Below are 19747 nucleotides of genomic sequence, written 5' to 3' on the forward strand. Positions count from 1 at the left end.
GGGAGGGGGGTCACCCGGTTCGGCCGGTCAGGGCCGGGGCCGCGCCGGCCCGGCGGAGTACGGAGTCGAGGACCATCCCGGCGCCGCGTACGACGGCGGTCGCCGGATCGTCGGTGAGACGCACCGGGACCCCGAGGCGGACCGCGATCCGGTTGGTGATGTCGGGGCGGGTGGCGCCGCCCCCGGTGAGCAACGGGCCCTTGCGCAGGGCCCCGAGGACGGCGCCGTGCCGGTCCTGCTTCCACATCTCCATGATCATGTCCAGGACGGTGCGGACCACTGCGGTGGGCGGCTGTGCCGGGACGAGGTCGCCCAGGCCCGTCTCGGCCTGGCGGGCGTCGCGGACCTGCCCGTCGACGAGCAGGGTCGCCTCGGTCAGTTCGGCGCCGATGTCGACGACGAGCAGCGGGCCGCCGTCGCGCGGACCGGCGTATGCGGCGGCGGCTCTCGCGCTGTCGAGGGCGATGACGGTCGTCGGTCCCAGGGCGGCGATCAGTTCCCTCGCCTCGGCACGCTGGCGGGCCCCGGCGAGGACGGGGTGGCTGAGGACGATCACGGTGCCGGTACGGTCCGCGCCCAGTGCCGTGTCGGCGATACGGCCGAGCATCCGGCCGCACGACTCGGGGTCGACGATGCGCCCCCGCCGGACCGGGCGGCCGTTCCCGGCTCCCGTGCCCGAATCGCCGCAGACGTCGGTGTCGGCCAGAACGCCGTGTCCGGGCACCCAGACGCGGGTGCGGAAGCTGCCGAGATCGAGGGCGAGGCCACGGGTGACGCCCCGGTGGTCCTGGTGGTCCCGGCGGACGGAGGAGCCGAGTCGTCGCCTTTCGTGCAGAGAACGCATCGCCCCTCCCACCGACCTGCCGTCGCGGCCGCGCACACACCCATGAACCCGCTGATAGCGAGGCATGGCCGAGCCCTCACTATGCAATAGGGAGGCAAAGAAAGCCACTCCCGGGCAAAATCCAAGGGCTCGGCCGCGCGGCGCCGTGCCTCACACCTCCGACGGCAGGAACACCGCGACCAGTTCGGCGAACTCGTCCGGCGCGGCGATCCGGATGCCGAGGTCCTCCGCCTTGGCGCGCTTGGATCCGGCCTTCTCCCCGGCGACCAGGAGCGAGGTGCGCTTGGAGACGCTGGACGAGGACTTGCCGCCGGCCCGCTCGATCAGCTCGTTCATCTCGTTCCGGGAGAGCTTTTCCAGTACGCCGGTCATGGCGCCGGTGACCACCACCGTCATCCCGTCCAGCGGCAGGGCGCCGCCCTCCCCGTCCGCGGCGGCGGCCGGCTCCTCGCCCTCCTCCCCCGGCTCGGGCGGCGGCGTGGCGCCGGGCTCCGTCATGTTGACCCCGGCGGCCACCAGCTTCTCGATCAGCGGGGCCAGCTCCACCAGCTCCGCGACGACACCCGCGGCCTTCTCCTTGCCGATGCCGTCGACCCGCTGGAGCTCCTCGGCGTCGGCCGCCCTGATCCGGTCCATGACCGCGAAGTACCGGGCGATCCGCCGCGACATGGAGCGCCCGGTGCCGCGCACCCCCAGCGCGCAGAAGACCCGGGAGAGCGGCTGGGTCCGTGCCGTCTCGATGGCGGCCAGGAGGTTGTCGGTGCTGGTCTCGCCCATCCGCTCCAGGCCCAGCAACTGCTCGCGGTCGAGGGTGAAGAGGTCGGCGAAGTCGGCCACCAGACCGGCGTCGACGAGCTGGACGACACGGGTCGCGCCGAGGCCCTCGATGTCGAGCTGGTCGCGGCCCGCCGCGTACGAGATGGAGGCGACGAGCCGGCAGCCGCGGCCCCGGACACAGCGCCAGCGCTGCTCGCTGGTGTCTATCTCGGAGCCGCACTGCGGGCACGACTCCGGGAAGTCGATCGGCTTCTCGTCACCGGTCCGCAGATGGGCGACGGGGGCCTCGATACGGGGGATGATGTCGCCCGCCTTGTAGACCATCACCCGGTCGCCCAGGCGCAGATCGCGGCGGGTGATGTCGGCGGGGTTGTGCAGCGTGGCGTAGCTGACGGTCGAGCCGTCGATCTCGACCGGCTCCAGCACGGCGCGCGGCGCGATGATGCCGGTCCGCCCCACGTTCCACTCGACGCCGAGGAGCCGGGTGACCTTCTCGACGGCCGGGAGCTTGTAGGCGATGGCCCAGCGCGGCGCCCGGCTCCCGGAACCGGCCTCGCGCTGGTCGGCCGCGAGATCGGCCTTGATCACGATGCCGTCGATGCCGAACGGCAACGAGGCGCGCAGGGCGGCGACTTCCTCGACCCGGCTCTGCACCTCCCCGACGGTGGTGACGGTGCGCGGCGCCACGTCCGTGTCCGCGGCGGTGTGCACGCCGAGGCGGGCGACGTACGCGAGAACCTCGCTGTGCGGGAGTTCGGCGAGGGTTTCGGTGAGCTCGCCGGAGTCGGGCAGCGGCAGGGCGCCGTAGGCGAAGAACGTCATCTCGACCGTGTACGCGCGGTCCTTGGCGCGAAGGGTGCCCGCCGCGCCGTTCCTCGGGTTGGCGAAGGGGGTGCCGCCGTGTTCGGTGCGCACGGCGTTGGCCTGCTCGAACTGCTCGGTCGTCATGAGGATCTCGCCGCGCATCTCGATCGTCACCGGCTCGGCGAGCTGCTCGGGCAGGCCCACCACGGTGCCGATCGCATGCGAGACGTCCTCGCCCGCGGTGCCGTCGCCCCGGGTGATCAGCTGCTCCAGGCGGCCCGCCCGGTAGCGCGCCGCGACGGCCAGGCCGTCGAGCTTAGGCTCCACGCTCCAGGCCGCGACGGGCCGGCCTATCCGGCGCTCCAGCGAGGCCGTCCAGGTGACGAACTGGTCGGCCGAGAACACGTTGTCCAGCGAGAGCATCGGCACCGTGTGCGGTACGTCGCCGCTCGCGGCGCCGCCCGCGACCTTGCCGGTCGGGGAGGCGTCCAGCACCTCCTGCGGGTGCTCCTGCTCGTATGCGGCGATCCCCCGCACCAGCCGGTCGTAGGCGTCGTCGTCGAACGTGCTCTCGCCCGTGGCGTAGTACGCGGCGGCGGCCTTCGTCGCTTCTTCGACCGCGGCGGCGTAGGCGGCGGTGTCGGCGAGCACAACAGCTGAGTTCGTCATGGCCCCCATCCTGCCGTCCGCCACTGACAACGCCCCTCAGCCGGCGGCCTGGACCGTGCCGTCCGCTTCGTCGGCGCCGCCCGCCGCGCCCGGCGCCGACAGGGGAATCTGCGGACCCGAGCACTCCCGCAGCCAGCGGCGCAGCACCTTGTGCACCTGTTCGGCGCCCACCAGCTCCGTGCCGGGCGCCACCGGCGCGGACAGCCGGGCCGGCCACAGCAGGAACGGGCGGGACTGCTCGCCGCCCAGGCCGCCGTGCGAGCCGATCTGCTCCTCGAAGGCGTGCACACAGCCCGTGGCGCCGTCGTACATCGAGTTGACCATGATGTCGGCGACGTGCGGGAAGGTGTCCGTCCGCCGCACCGCCGCGGCCGCTCCGGGGCCGAACGGAGCCAGCGGACCTTCCCCGTCGACCAGCTCCGAGACCGGGATCTCCGCGCCGCCGCGGCCCAGCACCACCGATCCGTGGCGCTCGCTGCGGACCAGCAGAAAGCCGATCCCGGGGTGGTTGGCGAGGGTGCCGAGCAGGGCGGGGTGGCAGCGGTCGAGCTGTTCGCGCGAGGCCCGCCCCTCGATGTCGGGGAAGGAGATCAGGCCGAGGTTCCCGGAGGCGAGGACCACGGGGTCGGACGGCTTCGCGAGGTGCTCCGCCTCCTCCTCGTCGACCGGCCGGTGCAGGGCGATCCGTACTGCGTCGCGCGCCTCCGAACCGCTGCGGGTGCGCTGCGCCCGACGGGGCACGGGCAGCCCGCAGCCCGCCCGCACCAGGTCCTTGAGGGTCAGCCCGTACGCCCCCGCGAAGGTCTCCCCGGGGCTCTGGCCGTGGTCGGAGAGGAGCACGATCCGGTAGGTGCGCGGGGTGTGTTCGGCCACCTTGACGATCAGGGCCAGCGAGCGGTCCAGGCGCGCGAGGACCTTCTCCGCGTCGCGGCTGTTCGGTCCGGAGTGGTGCGCCACCTCGTCGTAGGCGACCAGGTCGGCGTAGACGGCGGTGCGGCCGGCGAACATGTCCCCGATGACGGCGGCGACCACCACATCGCGTTCGACGACGGTCGCGAAGGCCCGGATGAAGGGGTACAGCCCGCCGCGCTTGATCCGGGGCGTGACCTTCCGCATCCGTGCCCGGGTCGACTGGCCGATCTCGCGGCAGACCTCGGCGACGAACGACACCGCGGTGCGTACGGCGTTGGCCGGGTCGGAGAAGTACGCGAAGTACCCGGCCCTGGAGCGGCGGCCCTTGCCGAACCGGGCCGCCATGGACAGGACGAGCGCCAGCTGGTCGGCGCCGCCGCTGAAGAGGTTGCCGCGGCTGGCGCCGTCCAGTGTGAGCAGCCCTCCGTTGTGGGTGCGCGCGACGGCCCTGCGCTGGAGTTCGAGGGCGCTCGCGGGCCTGCTGGAGACCATGACGTCGCCGGTCTCCTTCTCGTACCAGCGAAAGGCCGGGACGTCGTGGTTGCTGCCGTGCAGGATGCCGAGCTGGCTGGCCCCGGTCTGGCTGGACCAGTCGGTGCGCCACGGGGTGAGCCGGTGCCCCTCCTTGTCCGCCAGCCACTGCGCGACGGTCGGCATCAGGCCCTCGTCGGCGGCGCGGGCGAGCACGTCGTGGCCGACGCCGTCGAGCTGGATGAAGACGGTTCCCGGCGGCCCGCTGCGCCCGTTGTCCGCACCGCTGCGCCGTCGGCGGCGGACGGCCAGCCGGGAGAGCCTGCGCCGGTAGGCGTTGTCGTCGCGGACGGCGAGCGCGGTGGAGGTCGCCGAGGCTACGGCGGACATCACGGCCGCGACGACGACGGCCGTCTCCGGGTCGGCGGCGCCGCGCCCGTCCGGGATGAGCCGCAGGGCGACCAGTAGCAGCGAGCCGTTCAGGAAGAAGACGAGCAGCCCGAGGACCAGAGCGGGCACGATGAGCAGGGCCCGCACCAGGGCCGGCCAGACCAGCGCGGAGAGCAGACCGAAGGCGCCGGCGCCCCAGGCCGCGGTGAACGCGATCTTGGTTATGCTGTCGCCGTCGTCCGACTGGAGCTGGAAGTCAGGCAGAATCCCGGCGAGCACCAGCATCGTGAGCGTCGAGACCGCCCACACCACGACCACTCGCATCAGGGCGCTTCCGGCTGTTCGCCATCGCCCGTCACCCACGCCGATCCACCTCACGTCCGGACCCGCCGTTCCGGGTCCTGGCCCCCCAGCTTTCCACAGCGGGCCCGCGGGCCCCGGCCGCAGCGGCCGGGAGCCGGGTCAGCAGCCGTCGTAGCCGGCGGTCGGCATGGAGAGCCTGCGGTGCACGCTCGCCTTCGTACGGGCGTTGTACGGCGGCTCGTCCAGCCCCGCGATCTCCAGGCGCACACCGCGCCGCTCGCACTCCGCGGCGAACTCCGGCACCGAGGTGAGTGCCCGTGCCAGCACCCGGTCGTTGGCGGCGACGAACAGCTCGACCTCGCCGCTCTCGACATCGGTCCACAGGGCGTGGTGGTCGGGGCGCAGCCCGTAGAGCCGCAGCTGCCGGGTGACGACGTATCCCTTGCCGGCGGCCCAGCGGGCACACATGTCGTGCTGGCTGCGGGTGTCCACCAGGAACGGATCGCTGTCGAGTTCCTCGAGCGGTGTGAGGCTGGCGATGGCCGCCACCCGTACGTCCGTGACGTCCCCCATGGCCGTCCCCCCGTGCTAGTTCGTGTCGGCGACCCTACCTTCCGGCCCCCCGTGCAAGAAGGCGCGTGCCGGGACGGCGGGAGCGCGGAGGACGGGTACGGAACATCTGTGCGCCCCTGCCCCGGCCCAGCGCTTAGGCTCGATGCGGGGCCGGAACCGAGGAGCCCGGGAACGAGGAGGCGGCGCGTGCCGGTGGAAGTCACCTGGTGGGGTCATGCCACCTGCACCATCGAGGACTCCGGGGTGCGGGTGCTGACCGATCCGCTGTTCGTGCGGCGTTTCGCGCATCTGCGCCGCCGGCGCGGTGAGCTGCCCGGTCCCGAGGCGACGGTCGCCGATGTCGTGCTCGTCTCGCATCTGCACTCCGACCATCTGCATCTGCCGTCCCTGTCCAGACTCGCCCCCGGCAGCAGGCTGATCGTGCCGCTGGGTGCGGTGCGCGCCGTGCCGGGGCTGCGGGTGCTGCGCTCGGTGCGCGGGCTGCGGATCACCGAGGTGGCCCCGGGCGACGAGGTCCGGGCCGGCGAGGTGCGGGTACGGGTGGTTCCGGCGATGCACGACGGCAGGCGGCTGCCGGTGGGCCCGCACCGCTCCCCCGCGCTCGGCTTCGTGGTCGAGGGCGAGGCGCGGACGTACTTCGCCGGTGACACGGGGCTCTTCGACGACATGGCGCAGGCGGTCGGTCCGGTGGACGTGGCGCTGTTGCCGGTGGGCGGCTGGGGCCCGTACCTGGGCCACAGTCATCTCGACGCGGGCCGGGCGGCGCAGGCGCTGGCCCGGCTGGCGCCCCGGTCGGCGGTGCCGGTGCACTTCGGCACGTACTGGCCGATCGGCATGGACGGGGTCAGGCCGCACGAGTTCCACTCACCGGGTGACGAGTTCGTCCGCAAGGCGGCGCTGCTGGCGCCGGAGGTGGCCGTGCACCGGCTGTCCCACGGTGAGCATGTGCGGCCGGAGGCCGCCAGGTGATCCCGCAGTTCGTGGGGCAGCTGCCCCCGGAGTCGACGCAGCAGGCGGTCGGCTATCCGTCCCTGTTCCTGCTGGTGGCGCTGGGCGCGCTGGTGCCGGTGGTGCCGACGGGTGCGCTGGTCAGTTCGGCCGCCGTGGTGGCGCTCCATCAGTCGTCACCGTTCGCGCTGCTGATCGTCTTCGCGGTGGCCTCGGCCGCGGCGTTCCTCGGTGACATATGTCTGTACTGGCTCGGCGGGCGCGGGGTGCGGTCGAAGAACGGTTCGAAGTGGCTGCGGACGATCCGCGACCGGGCCGCTCCCGAACGGCTGGCGCAGGCGCAGCAGAAGCTGGACGAGCACGGTGCGGTGGTGCTGGTGCTGTCCCGGCTGGTGCCCGCGGGGCGGATTCCGGTGATGCTGGCCTGTCTGCTGGGCCGGATGCCGCTGCGCCGGTTCGCCCGCGGCGATGTGCCGGCGTGTCTGGCGTGGGCGGCGACGTACCAGCTGATCGGCATCCTGGGCGGTTCGCTCTTCCCCGAGCCGTGGCAGGGGGTGGTCGCGGCGGTGGGTCTGACGGTGCTGATCAGCGCGGCACCCGCGATGTGGCGGAAGACGCGGGCGCGGTTCAGCCACTGATCGTGCGGGGCGCCGGCTCCAGTACGCGCGAGGCACCGATCGGCAGGTCCCAGAGCTGTGTCCGCGGGTGTCCGGCCCGCTGCCAGGCGGTGCGCAGCCGGGTCAGCGGTTCGAGTACGGGTTCTGCGGAGAGCAGGAAGGCGGCCCAGTGCATCGGCGCCATCGCGCGGGCGCCGAGATCCTCGTAGGCCTGCATGGCCTCCTCGGGGTCGGTGTGCACATCACCGAGCCACCAGCGCGGTTCGTACGCCCCGATCGGCAGGAGGGTCAGGTCGATGCCGGGGTACCGGCTGCCGATCTCGCCGAACCAGTGCCCGTACCCGGTGTCCCCGGCGAAGTGGATCCGCTGCCCGTCGGGGCCGGCACTGCCGATGATCCAGCCGCCCCACAGGGAGCGGCAGGTGTCGGTGAGGGTGCGCTTGGACCAGTGGTGGGCCGGTACGAAATCGAAGCGGACCCCGTCGAGCTCGGCCGATTCCCACCAGTCGAGTTCGGTGACGCAGGTGAAGCGGCGACGGCGGCACCAGCGGCCGAGTCCGGCGGGGACGAAGAGCGGGGTGTCCCTGGGCAGTCTGCGCAGGGTGGGGGCGTCGAGGTGGTCGTAGTGGTTGTGGCTGATGACGACGGCGTCCACGGGCGGCAGCTCCTCCCAGCGGACGCCGACCGGGGTGATCCTGGCCGGCGTCCCGAGGATGCGCCGGGACCAGACGGGGTCGGTGAGGACGGTCAGCCCGCCGGTGCGGATGATCCAGCTGGCGTGCCCGGCCCAGGTGACACAGGTGCTGCCCTCGGGGACGGCCGGGAGGGGTTCGGGGGCGTAGGGGAGCTTGTGGACGCCGCGCAGTCCCTCCGCGTTGGGCCGCAGGGCGTGCTCACGGGCCAACCGGGGCATGCCCATGACACCCGGGAGCGGCGCGGTGAGCCGGTCGGCGAAGCTCTTGGGCCAGACCCGGACCTCGCCGAGCGGACGCGGTCCGACGATCCGGCCGCGGGTCACGCGGTGCGGCTGCGCGGCCCCGGTACGGGAGCGCTCGGTCTGTTCCGTCATCGAGAGACTCCCGTCTCGCAGTTCCTCATCGGAGTTCGTCGAATGCCGTTCCGAAAATGCTCAGTGCTTCTGCCACATGCGGCAATTCCAGGGGCTCCACAGCGGTGAGGGACTCCAGTTGCTGCTCCGGGGTCGAGCCGAGCAGCATCCCGGTGCCCAGCCGTACGCGCAGCGCCCCCAATTCGTCGCCGAACCGGTGGCCGCCCGGCGTCGGGGCGCCGAGACGTTCCGTCAGGTACTCCTCCAGCTCCAGCGAGTCCGTGACACCCCGGCTCGCCAGCCGGGATCTGAGCGGGCCGAGATCGGCGTAGAGGTGGCGGCCGGCCTGCGGGGGCCTGGCCAGCGCGCCCGACGCCAGGACCGCGCGGTGGGCCGCGGCGGCGACCCGCGCCTGGAGCGCGGCGGCCCGGCGGACCCGGTCCGTCACGGCAGCCGGTTCGCGCAGCGCGTGGGCGGCGGCCCGGGCGACCGGCCCCGCGACGAACGCCCCGAGCGCGGTGAGGATGTCGAGCGTACGGGCGTGGCGCGCCGCCGCCCGTTCGGTGTCCGGGAACCGGGCGACCGCGACCGGCCAGGCGGACGGGGTCAGCGCCCCGGCGAGATCGCAGACGACCGTGACGTCGTCGGGGCACATCTCGGCCGGGCTGAGCAGGACCGTGTCGTGCGGCCGGTGCAGGGTGTCGCGCCAGGTCTCGTCGCTGATGACGTGCAGCCCCTCGGCGACCGCCGCCTCGCACGCCTCGCGCACCAGCTCCGGCGGGGCGACGGTGGCGGTAGGGTCGTCGACGACGGAGATCAGCAGCAGCCGGGGCCTGCCGCCCTCGGCGCGCACCCTTCGCACGGTCTCCAGGAGCGCGTACGGATCGGGCACGCCACCGCACTCGGCCGGGGTCGGCACATGGTAGGCGGGTCTGCCGAGCAGCCGGGCCTGCGGGATCCAGGTGGCGGTGCAGGGGCGCGGCATGAGCACGTCGCCGCCGTGCGCGGCGATCAGTGCGAGCAGCAGCGGCGAGGCGCCCGGTGCCGCGGCGACGCGCTCCGGGCCGCCGCGCAGTCCGCGCCGCTCCCAGTAGGCGGTCGCGGCCTCGCGCAGGGCGTCGCCGCCACCGGTCGGTTCGGGTTCGCCGCGGCCCGCCGCCGAGGCGAGCACCTCGGCCAGCTCGGGCAGCACGGGAAGACCGGCGTCGGGGGCGGGCGGCCCGTACCGGACGGGTCCCCGGTCCTCACGTACGGAGCCCCGTCCGGTCCGCTCGGTCCGCTGCCGCGCCATCCGGGCCTCCTTCGCCGCCGCCCCGTCACCCTGTCGCGTCGTCTCGCACTCAGGGCCCTTTATACGAGGGTTCGGCCGACCGCGCCCGCCGGCGGGGCAGCGGGTGAGGCGGGATCAGCCCGCGAAGGCCGCCTGGGGTATTCCGCGCCCCGCGTCCGGCAGCACCAGCAGCGAACCGGAGAGCGGGTGCGGGGCGGCGAGCCCCGTGCGGGCCGACGAGATGTAGAGGTCGCGCAGGTCGGCGCCGCCGAAGGCGCAGGCGGTCGGGCGCCGCACCGGCAGTGCGACGATCCGGTCCAGGGCACCGTCGGGCGTGTACCGGCGCACCGCGGCGCCGTCCCACAGGGCGACCCAGACGGCCCCCTCGGCGTCGACCGTCAGCCCGTCGGGGAATCCCGCCCCCTCCTCGACGGTGGCGAACGGGCGCCGGTTCACGGCGTTCTCACCGTCGGAGTCGAAGACGTCGATACGGCGCGTGGGCGTGTCGATGAAGTACATCAGCCGCCTGTCCGGGCTCCACCCGATGCCGTTGGCGCACGCCGCGACGGGCAGCACCGGGGTCACCGCACCGTCGGCCGCGACACGGGTGAGGCTGCCTCCGTCCGCGGCTCCGTCGTAGCGCATGGTGCCCGCCCACAGTGCCCCGTCCGGCGCGACCGCCGCGTCGTTGCCGCGCCGGCCCGGCACCGGGTCGTGGACGAGCCAGCCGAAGGCGCCGTCGGGGTCGTACAGGCCGATGCCGTCGCGCAGATTGACCACGAGTCCGCCGCCGGCGCGCGGCTTGGCCGCACCGACGTGCTGTTCGGTCGCCATCACCGTACGGCGGCCGGTGGCCGGGTCGTAGGTGTGCACACGCGCGGAGACGATGTCGACCCAGATCAGCCGGCCGGTGGCCGGGTCCCAGGTCGGGCCCTCGCCGAGCTCGGCCTGCTCGTGCACGGCCACGTCCAGGTGCGGTGCGTTCACTTCTGCCTCTCGTGGCCGGAATGTCGAACACACACTAATCGCGTGGCATTTGGACCGGCAATGCCGCCGGACCGGGGGCGGCCTCAGGCGCGACGGCCGAGCAGCGCGAGCAGCCGGGTCTGCGGGCCGGCGTCGGGCGCGGTCTCGACGGGCGCGGCGAACAGGCCGCTCTGCGAGAGGTCCTTCGCATACGGTCCGACCTCGCGGCGCGCGAACTCGACCAGCCGGGCGGGCAGCCGCTCGTCGGCGCCGATCGCCCGGGACAGGTCCCAGGCGTGCACCACGGCGTCGGCCACCATCTGCGCGCAGTAGGCGTCGGCGGCGGTGTCCCCGTACGACAGGTTCGCCGTCCGCTCCAGGGCGCCCGGCGCCTCGAACGCCTCGCGCGCCGCGTCCGCCGCCCGGTCCCAAGCGGTCACGGGGTCGTCGCCCAGCACATCGCCGTCGAAGGCGTCACCGACATCGGCGACGGTGCGGCCCCCGGCGACCAGCGGCACCACCCAGAGCTGCTCGGTGGTGAGATGGGCGACCAGGTCACGGACGGTCCAGTCGGTGCACGGCGTCGGTGCGGACCACTGGTCCTCGCGCACCGCGTGCACCCGGTCGGTGAAGAGCCGGAGCGCCTCGCCGTGACGGTCGAGGAGTTCGCTTGCGGAGACAGATGCCATGCGTCCACTCTCCCCGGACCGGAGCCGGGGCGCGAGCGCAGCGTGCTCATATATCAAGACGCGTATCTCATATTTCGGCACCCAGGCGTACGGTGACGGGACCGATCAGCGCTTCGCGGCCCGCCGTTGCGGTCGCGTTCCGAGAGTTCCGAGAGTTCCGAGAGTTCCGAGAGAGGACGTACGGCCATGCCGAAGGAGACCGCCGTCTACACCCACGGCCACCACGAGCCGGTGCTGCGCTCGCACCGCTGGCGCACCGCCGCCAACTCCGCGGCCTATCTGATCGACGAGCTCCGCCCCGGCCTGACCGTGCTGGACGTCGGCTGCGGACCGGGCACCATCACCGCGGATCTGGCCGCGCTGGTCGCTCCCGGCCGGGTGACCGCCGTCGACACCACCGAGGAGATCCTGTCCCGGGCCGCCGGGGTCGCGGCCGAACGCGGCCTGGAGAACGTCGAGTTCGCCGTCGCCGATGTGCACGCGCTGGACTTTCCCGACGACTCCTTCGATGTCGTCCACGCCCACCAGGTGCTCCAGCACGTGGGCGACCCGGTGCAGGCGCTGCGCGAGATGCGGCGCGTCTGCCGCCCCGGCGGCGTCGTCGCGGCCCGCGACAGCGACTACGCCGCGATGGCCTGGTACCCGGAGGTTCCCGGCCTGGACGACTGGCTGGACCTGTACCGCCGGGTCGCCCGCGCCAACGGCGGCGAGCCGGACGCGGGCCGCCGGCTGCTCTCCTGGGCCCGCCGGGCCGGCTTCACCGACATCACCCCGACCGCCGCCAACTGGTGTTTCGCCACCCCGGAGAGCAGGGCCTGGTGGGGTGGCTTGTGGGCGGACCGCACGGTCGGCTCGGCGTACGCGGAGATGGCCGTCGCCGGCGGCCGTGCGAGCACCGAGGAGCTGGCGGAGATCGCCGCCGCGTGGCGCGAGTGGGCCACGCGGGACGACGCCTGGTTCATGGTCCCGCACGGCGAGGTGCTCTGCCGGGGCTGAGCGCGCCGCCCCTGCCCGAATCGATCACGCGCCGATGTGCCGCCAACTACCCTTGTGCGCATGGACATTCTGGGAACCACGCTCCGCATCTGCGTCGACGACCTGGAGGCCGCGGTGGCCTTCTACGAGGACCTCACGGGCAGTTCGGCGCTCCGTTTCGAGCGCGGCGGGGTCTCGGTCGCCGCGATCAGCTGCTTCCTGCTGATGAGCGGCCCGGAGTCGGAGCTGGAGATCCTGCGCAAGGTGACGGCGACGATCGCGGTCAAGGACGCCGACGACGCGCACGCCGCCCTCACCCGCGTCGGTGCCCGGATCCTGGCGGGTCCGGTTCCGACGCCGGTCGGCCGCAATCTGATCGCCGTGCACCCGGACGGCTCGGTCTTCGAGTACGTCGACCGGACCCTGCCGTCCGGCCGGTGAAGGCCGGACAGGTTCCAGGGCGGCCCCGTCAACTCCTCGGACGCATGCGGTAGTTGTACCTGTCGGGCAGCGGCTCGTCCGTGAGCCGGGCCCATACCTCGTCCAGGATCTCCGTGCCCTCGCGCAGGTCCGCGACCTCGAAGCCCTCGTCGAAGACGGCCCGGGCGGCGGCCCGGTCGCCCTCGGCGATCAGCAGCCGGGCCTCCAGGAGACGGAAGCGGCCGCGTTGCCGGACCGCCGGAGGCAGGGCGTCCCATACGGCCCGGACCGCTGCGGGGCGCCCGGCCGTCAGCAGCGCCTCCATCGCCTCCCGGCCCAGCGCCGCCGTGGCCGCCGTCCAGGCCTCGCCGTCGTCGCGGCGTTCCCCGCACAGGTCCTCGAAGGCCTCGGCGTAGAGGTCGGCGGCCCGGTCCCGCTGGCGGCCCTCCTCGGCGGCGACGGCGAGACACCGCAGCAGCGGCCAGCGGGACGGGGCGAGCACCAGTCCGCGCTCCCAGCTGCGGACCGCCTGGGCACGGTCACCGGCATGCCACTGGGCGACGCCCAGGTGGTACTCGGTGAGGGGTTCGGCGGACGCCGTCTCCAGCATGTCGCGCCAGTGCGGAGAGACCAGTGAGGGGCCGGGCGGGGCGGCCAGGCACGGTTCGGGGAAGGTCCCCTGGTCCAGCAACTCCAGCCAGGGCCGCTGCTGTTCACCGAGGGTGGAGTCGGCGAACGGGGTGCCGGGAAGCTCGTACTTGCCCCGCCGGACCTCCAGCGCGCCCCAGCCCGAGCCGGTGGCGAGCGGCTCACCGGGTTCGGTGTCGGCGCAGGGGCGCCACGCGGCGTAGGCGGCCTCGACCTCGGTGCGCGGCAGCGCCTCGGCGAGCCGCTGTTCGGTCTCGGCGCGGGCCGCCGCCCAGTCCTCGCCGTGCACGGTGAGGGGGTCGGCGGACAGCGGCCCGTACGACTCCAGCCAGCTGAACTCGGCACCCGGTTCGAGGGGGACGTGCTCCAGCTGGGTGCGGGCGAGTCCGGCCTGGATCTCGGCGTACCCGACGGTGCCGGGCTCGGTGAGCCACTCCTGCCAGCGCCGCCCGCCCGCGCCGCTGCCCCAGAGGAACAGCTTGCGGCCGCGCAGCAGATCGGTCGAGGTCTGGACGAGCCCGCGGCCGTCCTCGTCGAGCGAGGCTATCCAGCGGCGGGCGCCGTCGGGCACCTCGTAGAAGTAGTCGGCGGGGAAGTCGCCGTGCAGCGGGTACGTACGGTCGACGGAGCCGGACACGGGGACCGGGACCCGGGTCAGGGTCCGCTCGTACCCGAAGTGCCATGCCTCGTCGGCGGGGGCCAGGACGCGGGTGCGTTCACCTTCGGGCACGGCGATGTTGGACCACCAGTACACGGGCGCGGTGTGCTCGTGCGGATTGCGGATCCGTACGCCGACGTGCAGGAAGTCGGACTCCTCGGGCAGCCACAGGTCCACCTGGAACGGCAGGTCGCGCAGCCGCTCCCACTCCCAGAGGCGGACCATCTCGCCCCCGTCGGGCGCGGGGACGCGGGCCGCGTGGAGCGGGGCGCAGGACAGTGTGGTGTGGCCGGTGGCGCCGATGTTCCACTCGATGCCGCCGGAGAACCAGGCCCCGTTGAGCGCAAAGTCGGCGGGCTGCAGAACGGGGTTGCGGTAGAGGAGTTCGCGGCCGGTCGGCTTGTGGTGGAGGGAGTGGATGCGGCCGCCGAGCCCGGGCAGGACGGTGGCCCGCAGCCGGTCGTTCTCGATGACGATCGCGTCGAGTCCGGCGGGGGTGCGCTCGCGCCCGTAACCGTCGAGGACGCGCACCGGCAGCACGGCGGTCAGTGGCCGATAGCCGATCTGGCGTGCCATGTCATGTGGCAGTGCGGCCCTGTCGCGTTCGCCGAGCACATGCATCTCGTCGAGCGGCCGCAGCGCGGGCAGCGGATTCTCCGGGCCCAGCGGCGCGGCGGGCAGATTCAGTACGGCACGTCGTACGGTCGTGGCCAAGGCAACCTCGCTCCCTCGCACGGGCCGCCGCAGGTCCGGGCGCCCCCGATGACCATGGAACACGCTGGACACCGCCCGGGCCAGGGCCGTCGCCGTCAGACTTCGGCAAAGACCACGAGGGCACCCGAAAATTCGGGTGCGCCCCTTCCGTACCGCCGTAGCCTTGGCCCCGAAAGTTCTTGAGCGGTGCACGATGCGGCCGCACGAACGGAACGCGGAGCGGAACACGATGAGCACGCAGCACACCTACCGAGTGATCGTGCGCGGCACCTGGGACGGCCTGACGGACGGTGCCCGCGCCCGGCTGCTGTCCGAGGTGGACGAACACGGCCTGAGCGCGATGGAGTTCACCGAGGAGGGCTCGCTCGCGTACGACCGTGTGCTCAAGCACTTCAGCTTCCGGTACGTGGTCGTCTCCGACGCCGACGACGGCGAGGAGATGGCGGGTGCGATCGCCGAGGACCGCGCGGAGACCTACCTCGACGAGCGGGGATACGGCCATGGCGCGCTGCGGTCCACGGCGACGGACATGGACACGATGAAGATCAATTACAAGGGGAGGCGCGGCTCGGGGGCGGCGTAGCGGGTGTGACGCGGTGAGCGCCTCTCGACGTGGCGGAAACAGCCTGGCCGGAATGGACCGCCACACGGCACGAACGCCTGCCGTTCACTGGGTGGAAGTGGTACGGCGGACGAGAGGTGTTCACAGTGCGGCCAACCCCGAGGGGCCTGATATTCATGGCCGGGACCGGCCTCGCGGCCCTTGCCGCGGCGGGCGCTCCTGGCCGGGCTCGAAGCGGCGGCCGAGCACCGCACCCGCCCGCGACGGCCGGGCGGCCTCGTCTGGCGCGGGGCGGCGACCCCGCTCGGCGAACACCTCGCGCGCAGGCCGGCCGACCGGCACGAGCGGTCCGCCGCCGTGATCGATCCGACGCGGCTCCAGGGCGCCGAACGGGAGGTGACGGTCCATCCGCAGGGTGCCCCGGCCCCGTACCGCCTGCGCGTGGGTGAGCTGTACGGCCCCGGCTGCACACGCCGCACGCCGATCGGCCGCATGGTGTGGGATGCGCTGCGCAGCCACCCGGTCGCAGCCGAGGGCGACCCGGACGCCGAGGTGGGGCCCGTGTACGTGAACGACCTCGCCGACGCGATCGAGGCGGTGCTGCGTGCCCGGCCGGAGAACCACGACATCGCGGTCGCCGCCGAGAAACCGTGCACGGCCGCCGAACTGGCGCAGGCCGTGCACGGCGCCGTACGGCCCGTGCCGGTGCGGGCGGTGCCGGACGCCGAGCCCGGGTGGCACACCCCGGCCGGCACTGTGCGGCCACCCGGCTGGACGCCCGCGACGGGCCTGGCTCGTGGGCTGCACTCCTTCGCCCAGTGGCTCGCCTACGAGGGAGTGCTGCTCGAATCGGGCTGACCGTCACCCGACGGTCCGTCGGCGGCCCGCTCAGCCGAGGATCAGCTCGGGTTCGTACAGGTCCAGCCACGTGGCGAGGTCCAGGGTGCGTTCCAGGCCCCGGCGGGACGCCGAGGTGATCCGGGGCGCTTCGTGGTCGGCCGCCCTGCGGAGCCGGTCGCGGTCGACGAGGTCGAACACGCGGTGGTCCGGACGGGCGAGCAGCTCGCGGGCGTACTCCTGCAGGGCCATGGCGTACTTGGGGTCCTGAGTCGACGGGTAGGGGCTCTTGGTCCTGTCGTACACCGACCGGGGCAGCACATCGGCGGTGGCCTCGCGCAGCAGGCTCTTCTCCCTTCCGTCGAAGGACTTGAGGGCCCAGGGCGCGTTGTAGACGTACTCGACGAGCCGGTGGTCGCAGAACGGCACCCGGACCTCCAGGCCGACCGCCATGCTCGCCCGGTCCTTGCGGTCGAGCAGGACGCGCACGAACCGGGTCAGGTGGAGGTGGCAGATCTTGCGCATGCGGTACTCGAAGTCGCTCTCGCCGGTGAGCCGTTCGATGCCGGCGACAGCGGCTTCGTAGCTGTGGCGGACGTAGCCCTCCAGGTCGAGGGCGCGGCCGAGGTCGTCGCGGAGCACGTCCGAGTCCTCGCCGAAGTGCTCGGCCATCCGCACCAGCCAGGGGAAGGTGTCGGCGCTGCGGGCCCGCTCGTCGAAGAACTGGAGGTAGCCGCCGAAGACCTCGTCGGCGGATTCGCCGGACAGTGCGACGGTCGAGTGCTCGCGGATGGCCCGGAAGAGCAGATAGAGCGAGGCGTCCATGTCGCCGAAGCCCATGGGCAGGTCCCGGGCCCGGATCATCCGGGCCCGTACCTCCGGGTCGGCGAGGGTGTCGGGGTCGAGCACGATGTCCCGGTGGAGCGTGCCCGCCTGCTGGGCCACGTCGTGCACGAACGGGGTGTCGGGGGTGGTGCGCAGTTCGTCGGCGACGAAGTTCTCGGTGCGTCCCACGAAGTCGACGGCGAAGGTGCGGACCTTCTCGCCGCTCTCGGCGAGCTGCCGGGCGGCGAGCGCGGTGACGGCCGACGAGTCGAGTCCGCCGGAGAGCAGGACGCAGCGGGGTACGTCGGAGACCAGTTGGCGGCGCACGATGTCGTCGAGCAGCGACCGTACGGTGGCGATCGAGGTGTCGCGGTCGTCGGTGTGCGGGCGGGTCTCCAGCCGCCAGTAGACATGCCGGCGCAGGCCGCCGCGGTCCACGGTGACGACCGTGCCGGGCTCCACCTCGTGCATGCCGTCCCACACGGCGTGGCCGGGGGTCTTGACCACGGTGAAGAGCTCCCGCAGCCCGTCGAGGGTCACCCGGGGCCGGGCCAGCGGATTGGCGAGGACGGCCTTGGGCTCCGAGCCGAAGAGCACACCGTCGGAGGTCGGCCAGTAGTAGAAGGGCTTGACGCCCATCCGGTCGCGGATCATGACGAGCCGGTCGTGGCGGCCGTCCCAGATCGCGAAGGCGTACATGCCGTTGAGCCGCTCGGCGAGGGCCTCGCCCCACTCCAGATAGCCGCGCAGCACCACCTCGGTGTCCGAGTCGGTGGTGAACCGGTGCCCGCGAGCGGTCAGTTCGTCGCGGAGTTCGGTGAAGTTGTACGCCTCACCGGAGTAGACGAGCGCGACCGCCCCCTCCGGTGTGTCGACGGTCATCGGCTGGCGCCCGCCGGGCAGGTCGATGATCGCGAGCCGCCGGTGTCCCAGCGAGGCGTGAGCGGCGGTCCAGGTCCCCCGGTCGTCGGGTCCCCTGCAGGACATGGTCTGCGTCATCGCGTCCAGTTTCGCGACCTCCTCGGCCGCCCGCAGATCGCGGTCGAAGGAGACCCAGCCGGTGATGCCACACATGTGCGTCCTCCCGATCCGGTCCCACCCGGGAAAGCCTCGTACGCACGGTGCCGCCCGCACCATCCGGGCGGTGTGCCGGAGGCGAAGCCCGACAGAACCAGTTGTAACTAACATCTATATTACGAGCGTCCACCTGGGATTGCGTACGGTCAACACGACCGTTACGTGGGCGCAGGCGCGCCCCTGTCACTTTCGGCCGCGCCCTTCCGCTTCCTGTACGCGGTGCCGCGCCCCCGATCCCTTGTGGGAGCGGCTCGTGGGCCCGGCAAGGATCGCGAATCGGCCATCGGTAAAGACTTGCTCAACCCGGGGTCGGCCGGTGGAGTGGACCGGTCCGGGCGGCAGCCGGTACGGGGCCGCCCGATAGGCTGGTCGCGACCCTGTTCGCGTCGGTGACCTGCGGTTTCCTGGGGGGCCCGCCCCGGGAAACCGGCCGACCGGCTGATCCGGAGTGCCCGTGCCCGTACCGCTCGCCGTCGCCGTCGCCCAGCCCTCCTGCGTCCCCCTCGACGTCGCCGCCAACGCCGCGGCCCACGCGGAGGCGGTTCGGCGTTCGGGGGCCCGGCTGGTCGTCTTCCCGGAGCTCTCACTCACCGGCCACGACCTCGCCGCCGAGGCCGTGTCCCCCGACGACCCCCGGCTGCGCCCGCTCGTCGCGGCCTGCCGCGAGGCGGGGCGACGGCGCTGGCCGGGGCGCCGGTGCGCGCCGCGGACGGGCGCGAGTACCTCGCCACCCTGGCCGTAACGGGACAGGGCGCGCGATGCGTGTACGGCAAGATGTGGCTGCACGGCGCGGAGTCCGACCGGTTCACCCCCGGCGAGAAGCCGCAGGTCCTGGTGGTCGACGGTCGTCGGCTGGGGCTCGCGGTCTGCTACGACGCCGCGGTCCCCCAGCACGCCGCCGACACCGCGGCGCTGGGTATCGACGCCTATGTGGCGAGCACTCTCTACGGCCCCGGACCCGAGCAGGCCGTCCGCCGCGACGGGCACATGAGCCGGGCGGCTCTCACCCATGGCGTGTGGGCGGTGCTGGCCACTTCGGCGGGCCCGAGCGGAACGCACGACCGGACATCGGGCGGCTCCGGCATCTGGGCGCCGGACGGAACCGCGGTCGTGCAGGCCGGGCCCGAGGCCGGCGCCGTGGTGTCCGCGGCGGTGGGCGGGGCCCGGCCCGTGCCCGGGGCCTCCTAGACGTTCTCGCCGGTCATCTCGGCGGTGACGGCCCACCGCTCGTGGTCGCGCCAGGCTCCGTCGATGAAGAGGAAGTCCGGTGAGAAGCCTTCGAGGCGGAAGCCGGCCCGGCGGACGAGGGCCAGTGAACCCTCGTTTCCGGGCTGGATGTTGGCTTCGAGGCGGTGCAGACCGAGCGGCCCGAAGGCGTACCGCCGGACGAGGTCGAGACCTTCGCCCATCAGGCCGCGTCCTGCCGCGTGGGCGAAGGCCCCGTATCCGAGCGCACCGCAGCGGAAGGCTCCGGCGACAATGTTGTTGATGTTGATGAACCCCGCGATTCCGCCGGCGGGTCCGCTCCCGTCGCCGCGTTCGCAGACGAGGAAGCCCGCCCTCGTGGGGTCCTCGATCAGCCGGCCCGCGTAGGCGGCGTACGCGCGGATGTCGTCGGGCGGGAAGAGCCAGGGACGGTGCAGGTCCCGGCTCTCCCGCGCCCGGGTGGTGAACTCCTCGGCATCGGCCTGCGTGAAGGGGCGGATCGCCGTGCGCCGTCCCTCGGCCAGATAGTCGCTTTCAGGCATCC

At 73.2% G+C, this 19747-nt stretch carries 19 protein-coding genes; 8 read left to right on the forward strand and 11 right to left on the reverse strand.

Annotated features, from left to right (window positions below; all coding sequences use genetic code 11):
* Positions 1 to 10 precede the first annotated feature (10 nt).
* The 4 genes from BT364_RS11865 to BT364_RS11880 all read right to left on the reverse strand — a co-directional run bounded on the left by BT364_RS11865 (position 11) and on the right by BT364_RS11880 (position 5743).
* A complete protein-coding gene (locus tag BT364_RS11865) occupies positions 11 to 844 on the reverse strand; it encodes a rod shape-determining protein (RefSeq protein ID WP_072485117.1) in 834 nt (277 codons plus the stop codon).
* Positions 845 to 994: 150 nt separating this feature from the next.
* On the reverse strand, positions 995 to 3103 hold the full coding sequence (ligA, locus tag BT364_RS11870; protein WP_072485118.1) for an NAD-dependent DNA ligase LigA: 2109 nt from the start codon (positions 3101 to 3103) through the stop codon (positions 995 to 997).
* Positions 3104 to 3130: 27 nt separating this feature from the next.
* Positions 3131 to 5230 carry a phage holin family protein gene (locus BT364_RS11875; RefSeq protein ID WP_177328094.1) on the reverse strand — a complete coding sequence of 700 codons (2100 nt, stop codon included), beginning with the start codon at positions 5228 to 5230 and terminating at the stop codon, positions 3131 to 3133.
* Positions 5231 to 5329: 99 nt separating this feature from the next.
* The gene (locus tag BT364_RS11880; RefSeq protein ID WP_072485120.1) at positions 5330 to 5743 is read right to left on the reverse strand and encodes a hypothetical protein; all 414 of its coding nucleotides are present in this window, start codon (positions 5741 to 5743) and stop codon (positions 5330 to 5332) included.
* Between the two features lie 186 nt (positions 5744 to 5929).
* On the opposite strand from BT364_RS11880, the gene BT364_RS11885 reads away from it, so the two are divergent.
* A complete protein-coding gene (locus BT364_RS11885) occupies positions 5930 to 6712 on the forward strand; it encodes an MBL fold metallo-hydrolase (protein WP_177328095.1) in 783 nt (260 codons plus the stop codon).
* The gene (locus BT364_RS11890) at positions 6709 to 7329 is read left to right on the forward strand and encodes a DedA family protein (RefSeq protein WP_072485121.1); all 621 of its coding nucleotides are present in this window, start codon (positions 6709 to 6711) and stop codon (positions 7327 to 7329) included. Before BT364_RS11885 ends, BT364_RS11890 begins: the two co-directional genes overlap by 4 nt.
* Here the strand turns inward: BT364_RS11890 and BT364_RS11895 are convergent.
* The 4 genes from BT364_RS11895 to BT364_RS11910 all read right to left on the reverse strand — a co-directional run bounded on the left by BT364_RS11895 (position 7319) and on the right by BT364_RS11910 (position 11281).
* On the reverse strand, positions 7319 to 8377 hold the full coding sequence (locus BT364_RS11895) for an MBL fold metallo-hydrolase (RefSeq protein WP_072485122.1): 1059 nt from the start codon (positions 8375 to 8377) through the stop codon (positions 7319 to 7321). The genes BT364_RS11890 and BT364_RS11895 overlap by 11 nt on opposite strands.
* Positions 8378 to 8402: 25 nt before the next feature.
* Positions 8403 to 9647 (reverse strand): aminotransferase class I/II-fold pyridoxal phosphate-dependent enzyme, encoded by a 1245-nt coding sequence (locus BT364_RS11900; protein ID WP_072485123.1) that lies wholly within the window; start codon positions 9645 to 9647, stop codon positions 8403 to 8405.
* 114 nt (positions 9648 to 9761) lie between these two features.
* Entirely contained in the window at positions 9762 to 10613 is an 852-nt protein-coding gene (locus BT364_RS11905; protein WP_072485124.1) for an SMP-30/gluconolactonase/LRE family protein, read from the reverse strand.
* 83 nt (positions 10614 to 10696) lie between these two features.
* Positions 10697 to 11281: a TIGR03086 family metal-binding protein gene (locus tag BT364_RS11910; RefSeq protein WP_072485125.1), complete on the reverse strand. Its 585-nt coding sequence runs from the start codon at positions 11279 to 11281 to the stop codon at positions 10697 to 10699.
* Between the two features lie 186 nt (positions 11282 to 11467).
* Here BT364_RS11910 and BT364_RS11915 point away from each other — a divergent pair, with 186 nt between their 5' ends.
* Positions 11468 to 12277, forward strand: coding sequence for a class I SAM-dependent methyltransferase (locus BT364_RS11915; protein ID WP_072485126.1), 810 nt, complete (start codon positions 11468 to 11470; stop codon positions 12275 to 12277).
* Between the two features lie 60 nt (positions 12278 to 12337).
* Entirely contained in the window at positions 12338 to 12697 is a 360-nt protein-coding gene (locus BT364_RS11920; protein WP_072485127.1) for a VOC family protein, read from the forward strand.
* 28 nt (positions 12698 to 12725) lie between these two features.
* Here the strand turns inward: BT364_RS11920 and BT364_RS11925 are convergent, their stop codons facing one another.
* On the reverse strand, positions 12726 to 14696 hold the full coding sequence (locus BT364_RS11925; RefSeq protein WP_072485128.1) for a DUF5107 domain-containing protein: 1971 nt from the start codon (positions 14694 to 14696) through the stop codon (positions 12726 to 12728).
* A gap of 229 nt (positions 14697 to 14925) precedes the next feature.
* Here BT364_RS11925 and BT364_RS11930 point away from each other — a divergent pair, with 229 nt between their 5' ends.
* A complete protein-coding gene (locus BT364_RS11930) occupies positions 14926 to 15279 on the forward strand; it encodes a DUF6204 family protein (protein WP_072485251.1) in 354 nt (117 codons plus the stop codon).
* A 180-nt stretch (positions 15280 to 15459) separates the two neighbouring features.
* Positions 15460 to 16116, forward strand: coding sequence for an NAD-dependent epimerase/dehydratase family protein (locus tag BT364_RS11935; RefSeq protein WP_072485129.1), 657 nt, complete (start codon positions 15460 to 15462; stop codon positions 16114 to 16116).
* A gap of 30 nt (positions 16117 to 16146) precedes the next feature.
* Here BT364_RS11935 and asnB read toward each other — a convergent pair whose 3' ends face one another.
* Positions 16147 to 17994, reverse strand: a complete 1848-nt coding sequence (gene asnB, locus BT364_RS11940) for an asparagine synthase (glutamine-hydrolyzing) (RefSeq protein WP_072485130.1) — start codon at positions 17992 to 17994, stop codon at positions 16147 to 16149.
* Between the two features lie 457 nt (positions 17995 to 18451).
* Here asnB and BT364_RS42240 point away from each other — a divergent pair, with 457 nt between their 5' ends.
* Both BT364_RS42240 and BT364_RS11945 read left to right on the forward strand, forming a co-directional pair.
* The gene (locus tag BT364_RS42240) at positions 18452 to 18739 is read left to right on the forward strand and encodes a nitrilase-related carbon-nitrogen hydrolase (protein WP_218172416.1); all 288 of its coding nucleotides are present in this window, start codon (positions 18452 to 18454) and stop codon (positions 18737 to 18739) included.
* Positions 18694 to 19185, forward strand: coding sequence for a carbon-nitrogen hydrolase family protein (locus BT364_RS11945; protein WP_218172417.1), 492 nt, complete (start codon positions 18694 to 18696; stop codon positions 19183 to 19185). Before BT364_RS42240 ends, BT364_RS11945 begins: the two co-directional genes overlap by 46 nt.
* Here the strand turns inward: BT364_RS11945 and BT364_RS11950 are convergent.
* Positions 19182 to 19745 (reverse strand): GNAT family N-acetyltransferase, encoded by a 564-nt coding sequence (locus BT364_RS11950; RefSeq protein ID WP_072485131.1) that lies wholly within the window; start codon positions 19743 to 19745, stop codon positions 19182 to 19184. The two genes, BT364_RS11945 and BT364_RS11950, sit on opposite strands and share 4 nt — an antisense overlap.
* Positions 19746 to 19747: the final 2 nt, after the last annotated feature.

This window comes from Streptomyces atratus (genome assembly GCF_900119365.1).
GTDB classification, from domain to species: Bacteria; Actinomycetota; Actinomycetes; order Streptomycetales; family Streptomycetaceae; genus Streptomyces; species Streptomyces atratus_B.

Coding starts and splice junctions, on each gene's coding strand:
- BT364_RS11865 (WP_072485117.1), bottom strand. CDS start 844: ATGCGTTCTCTGCACGAAAGGCGACGACTCGGCTCCTCCGTCCGCCGG.
- ligA (WP_072485118.1), bottom strand. CDS start 3,103: ATGGGGGCCATGACGAACTCAGCTGTTGTGCTCGCCGACACCGCCGCC.
- BT364_RS11880 (WP_072485120.1), bottom strand. CDS start 5,743: ATGGGGGACGTCACGGACGTACGGGTGGCGGCCATCGCCAGCCTCACA.
- BT364_RS11895 (WP_072485122.1), bottom strand. CDS start 8,377: ATGACGGAACAGACCGAGCGCTCCCGTACCGGGGCCGCGCAGCCGCAC.
- BT364_RS11900 (WP_072485123.1), bottom strand. CDS start 9,647: ATGGCGCGGCAGCGGACCGAGCGGACCGGACGGGGCTCCGTACGTGAG.
- BT364_RS11910 (WP_072485125.1), bottom strand. CDS start 11,281: ATGGCATCTGTCTCCGCAAGCGAACTCCTCGACCGTCACGGCGAGGCG.
- BT364_RS11915 (WP_072485126.1), top strand. CDS start 11,468: ATGCCGAAGGAGACCGCCGTCTACACCCACGGCCACCACGAGCCGGTG.
- BT364_RS11920 (WP_072485127.1), top strand. CDS start 12,338: ATGGACATTCTGGGAACCACGCTCCGCATCTGCGTCGACGACCTGGAG.
- BT364_RS11930 (WP_072485251.1), top strand. CDS start 14,926: ATGAGCACGCAGCACACCTACCGAGTGATCGTGCGCGGCACCTGGGAC.
- asnB (WP_072485130.1), bottom strand. CDS start 17,994: ATGTGTGGCATCACCGGCTGGGTCTCCTTCGACCGCGATCTGCGGGCG.
- BT364_RS11950 (WP_072485131.1), bottom strand. CDS start 19,745: ATGCCTGAAAGCGACTATCTGGCCGAGGGACGGCGCACGGCGATCCGC.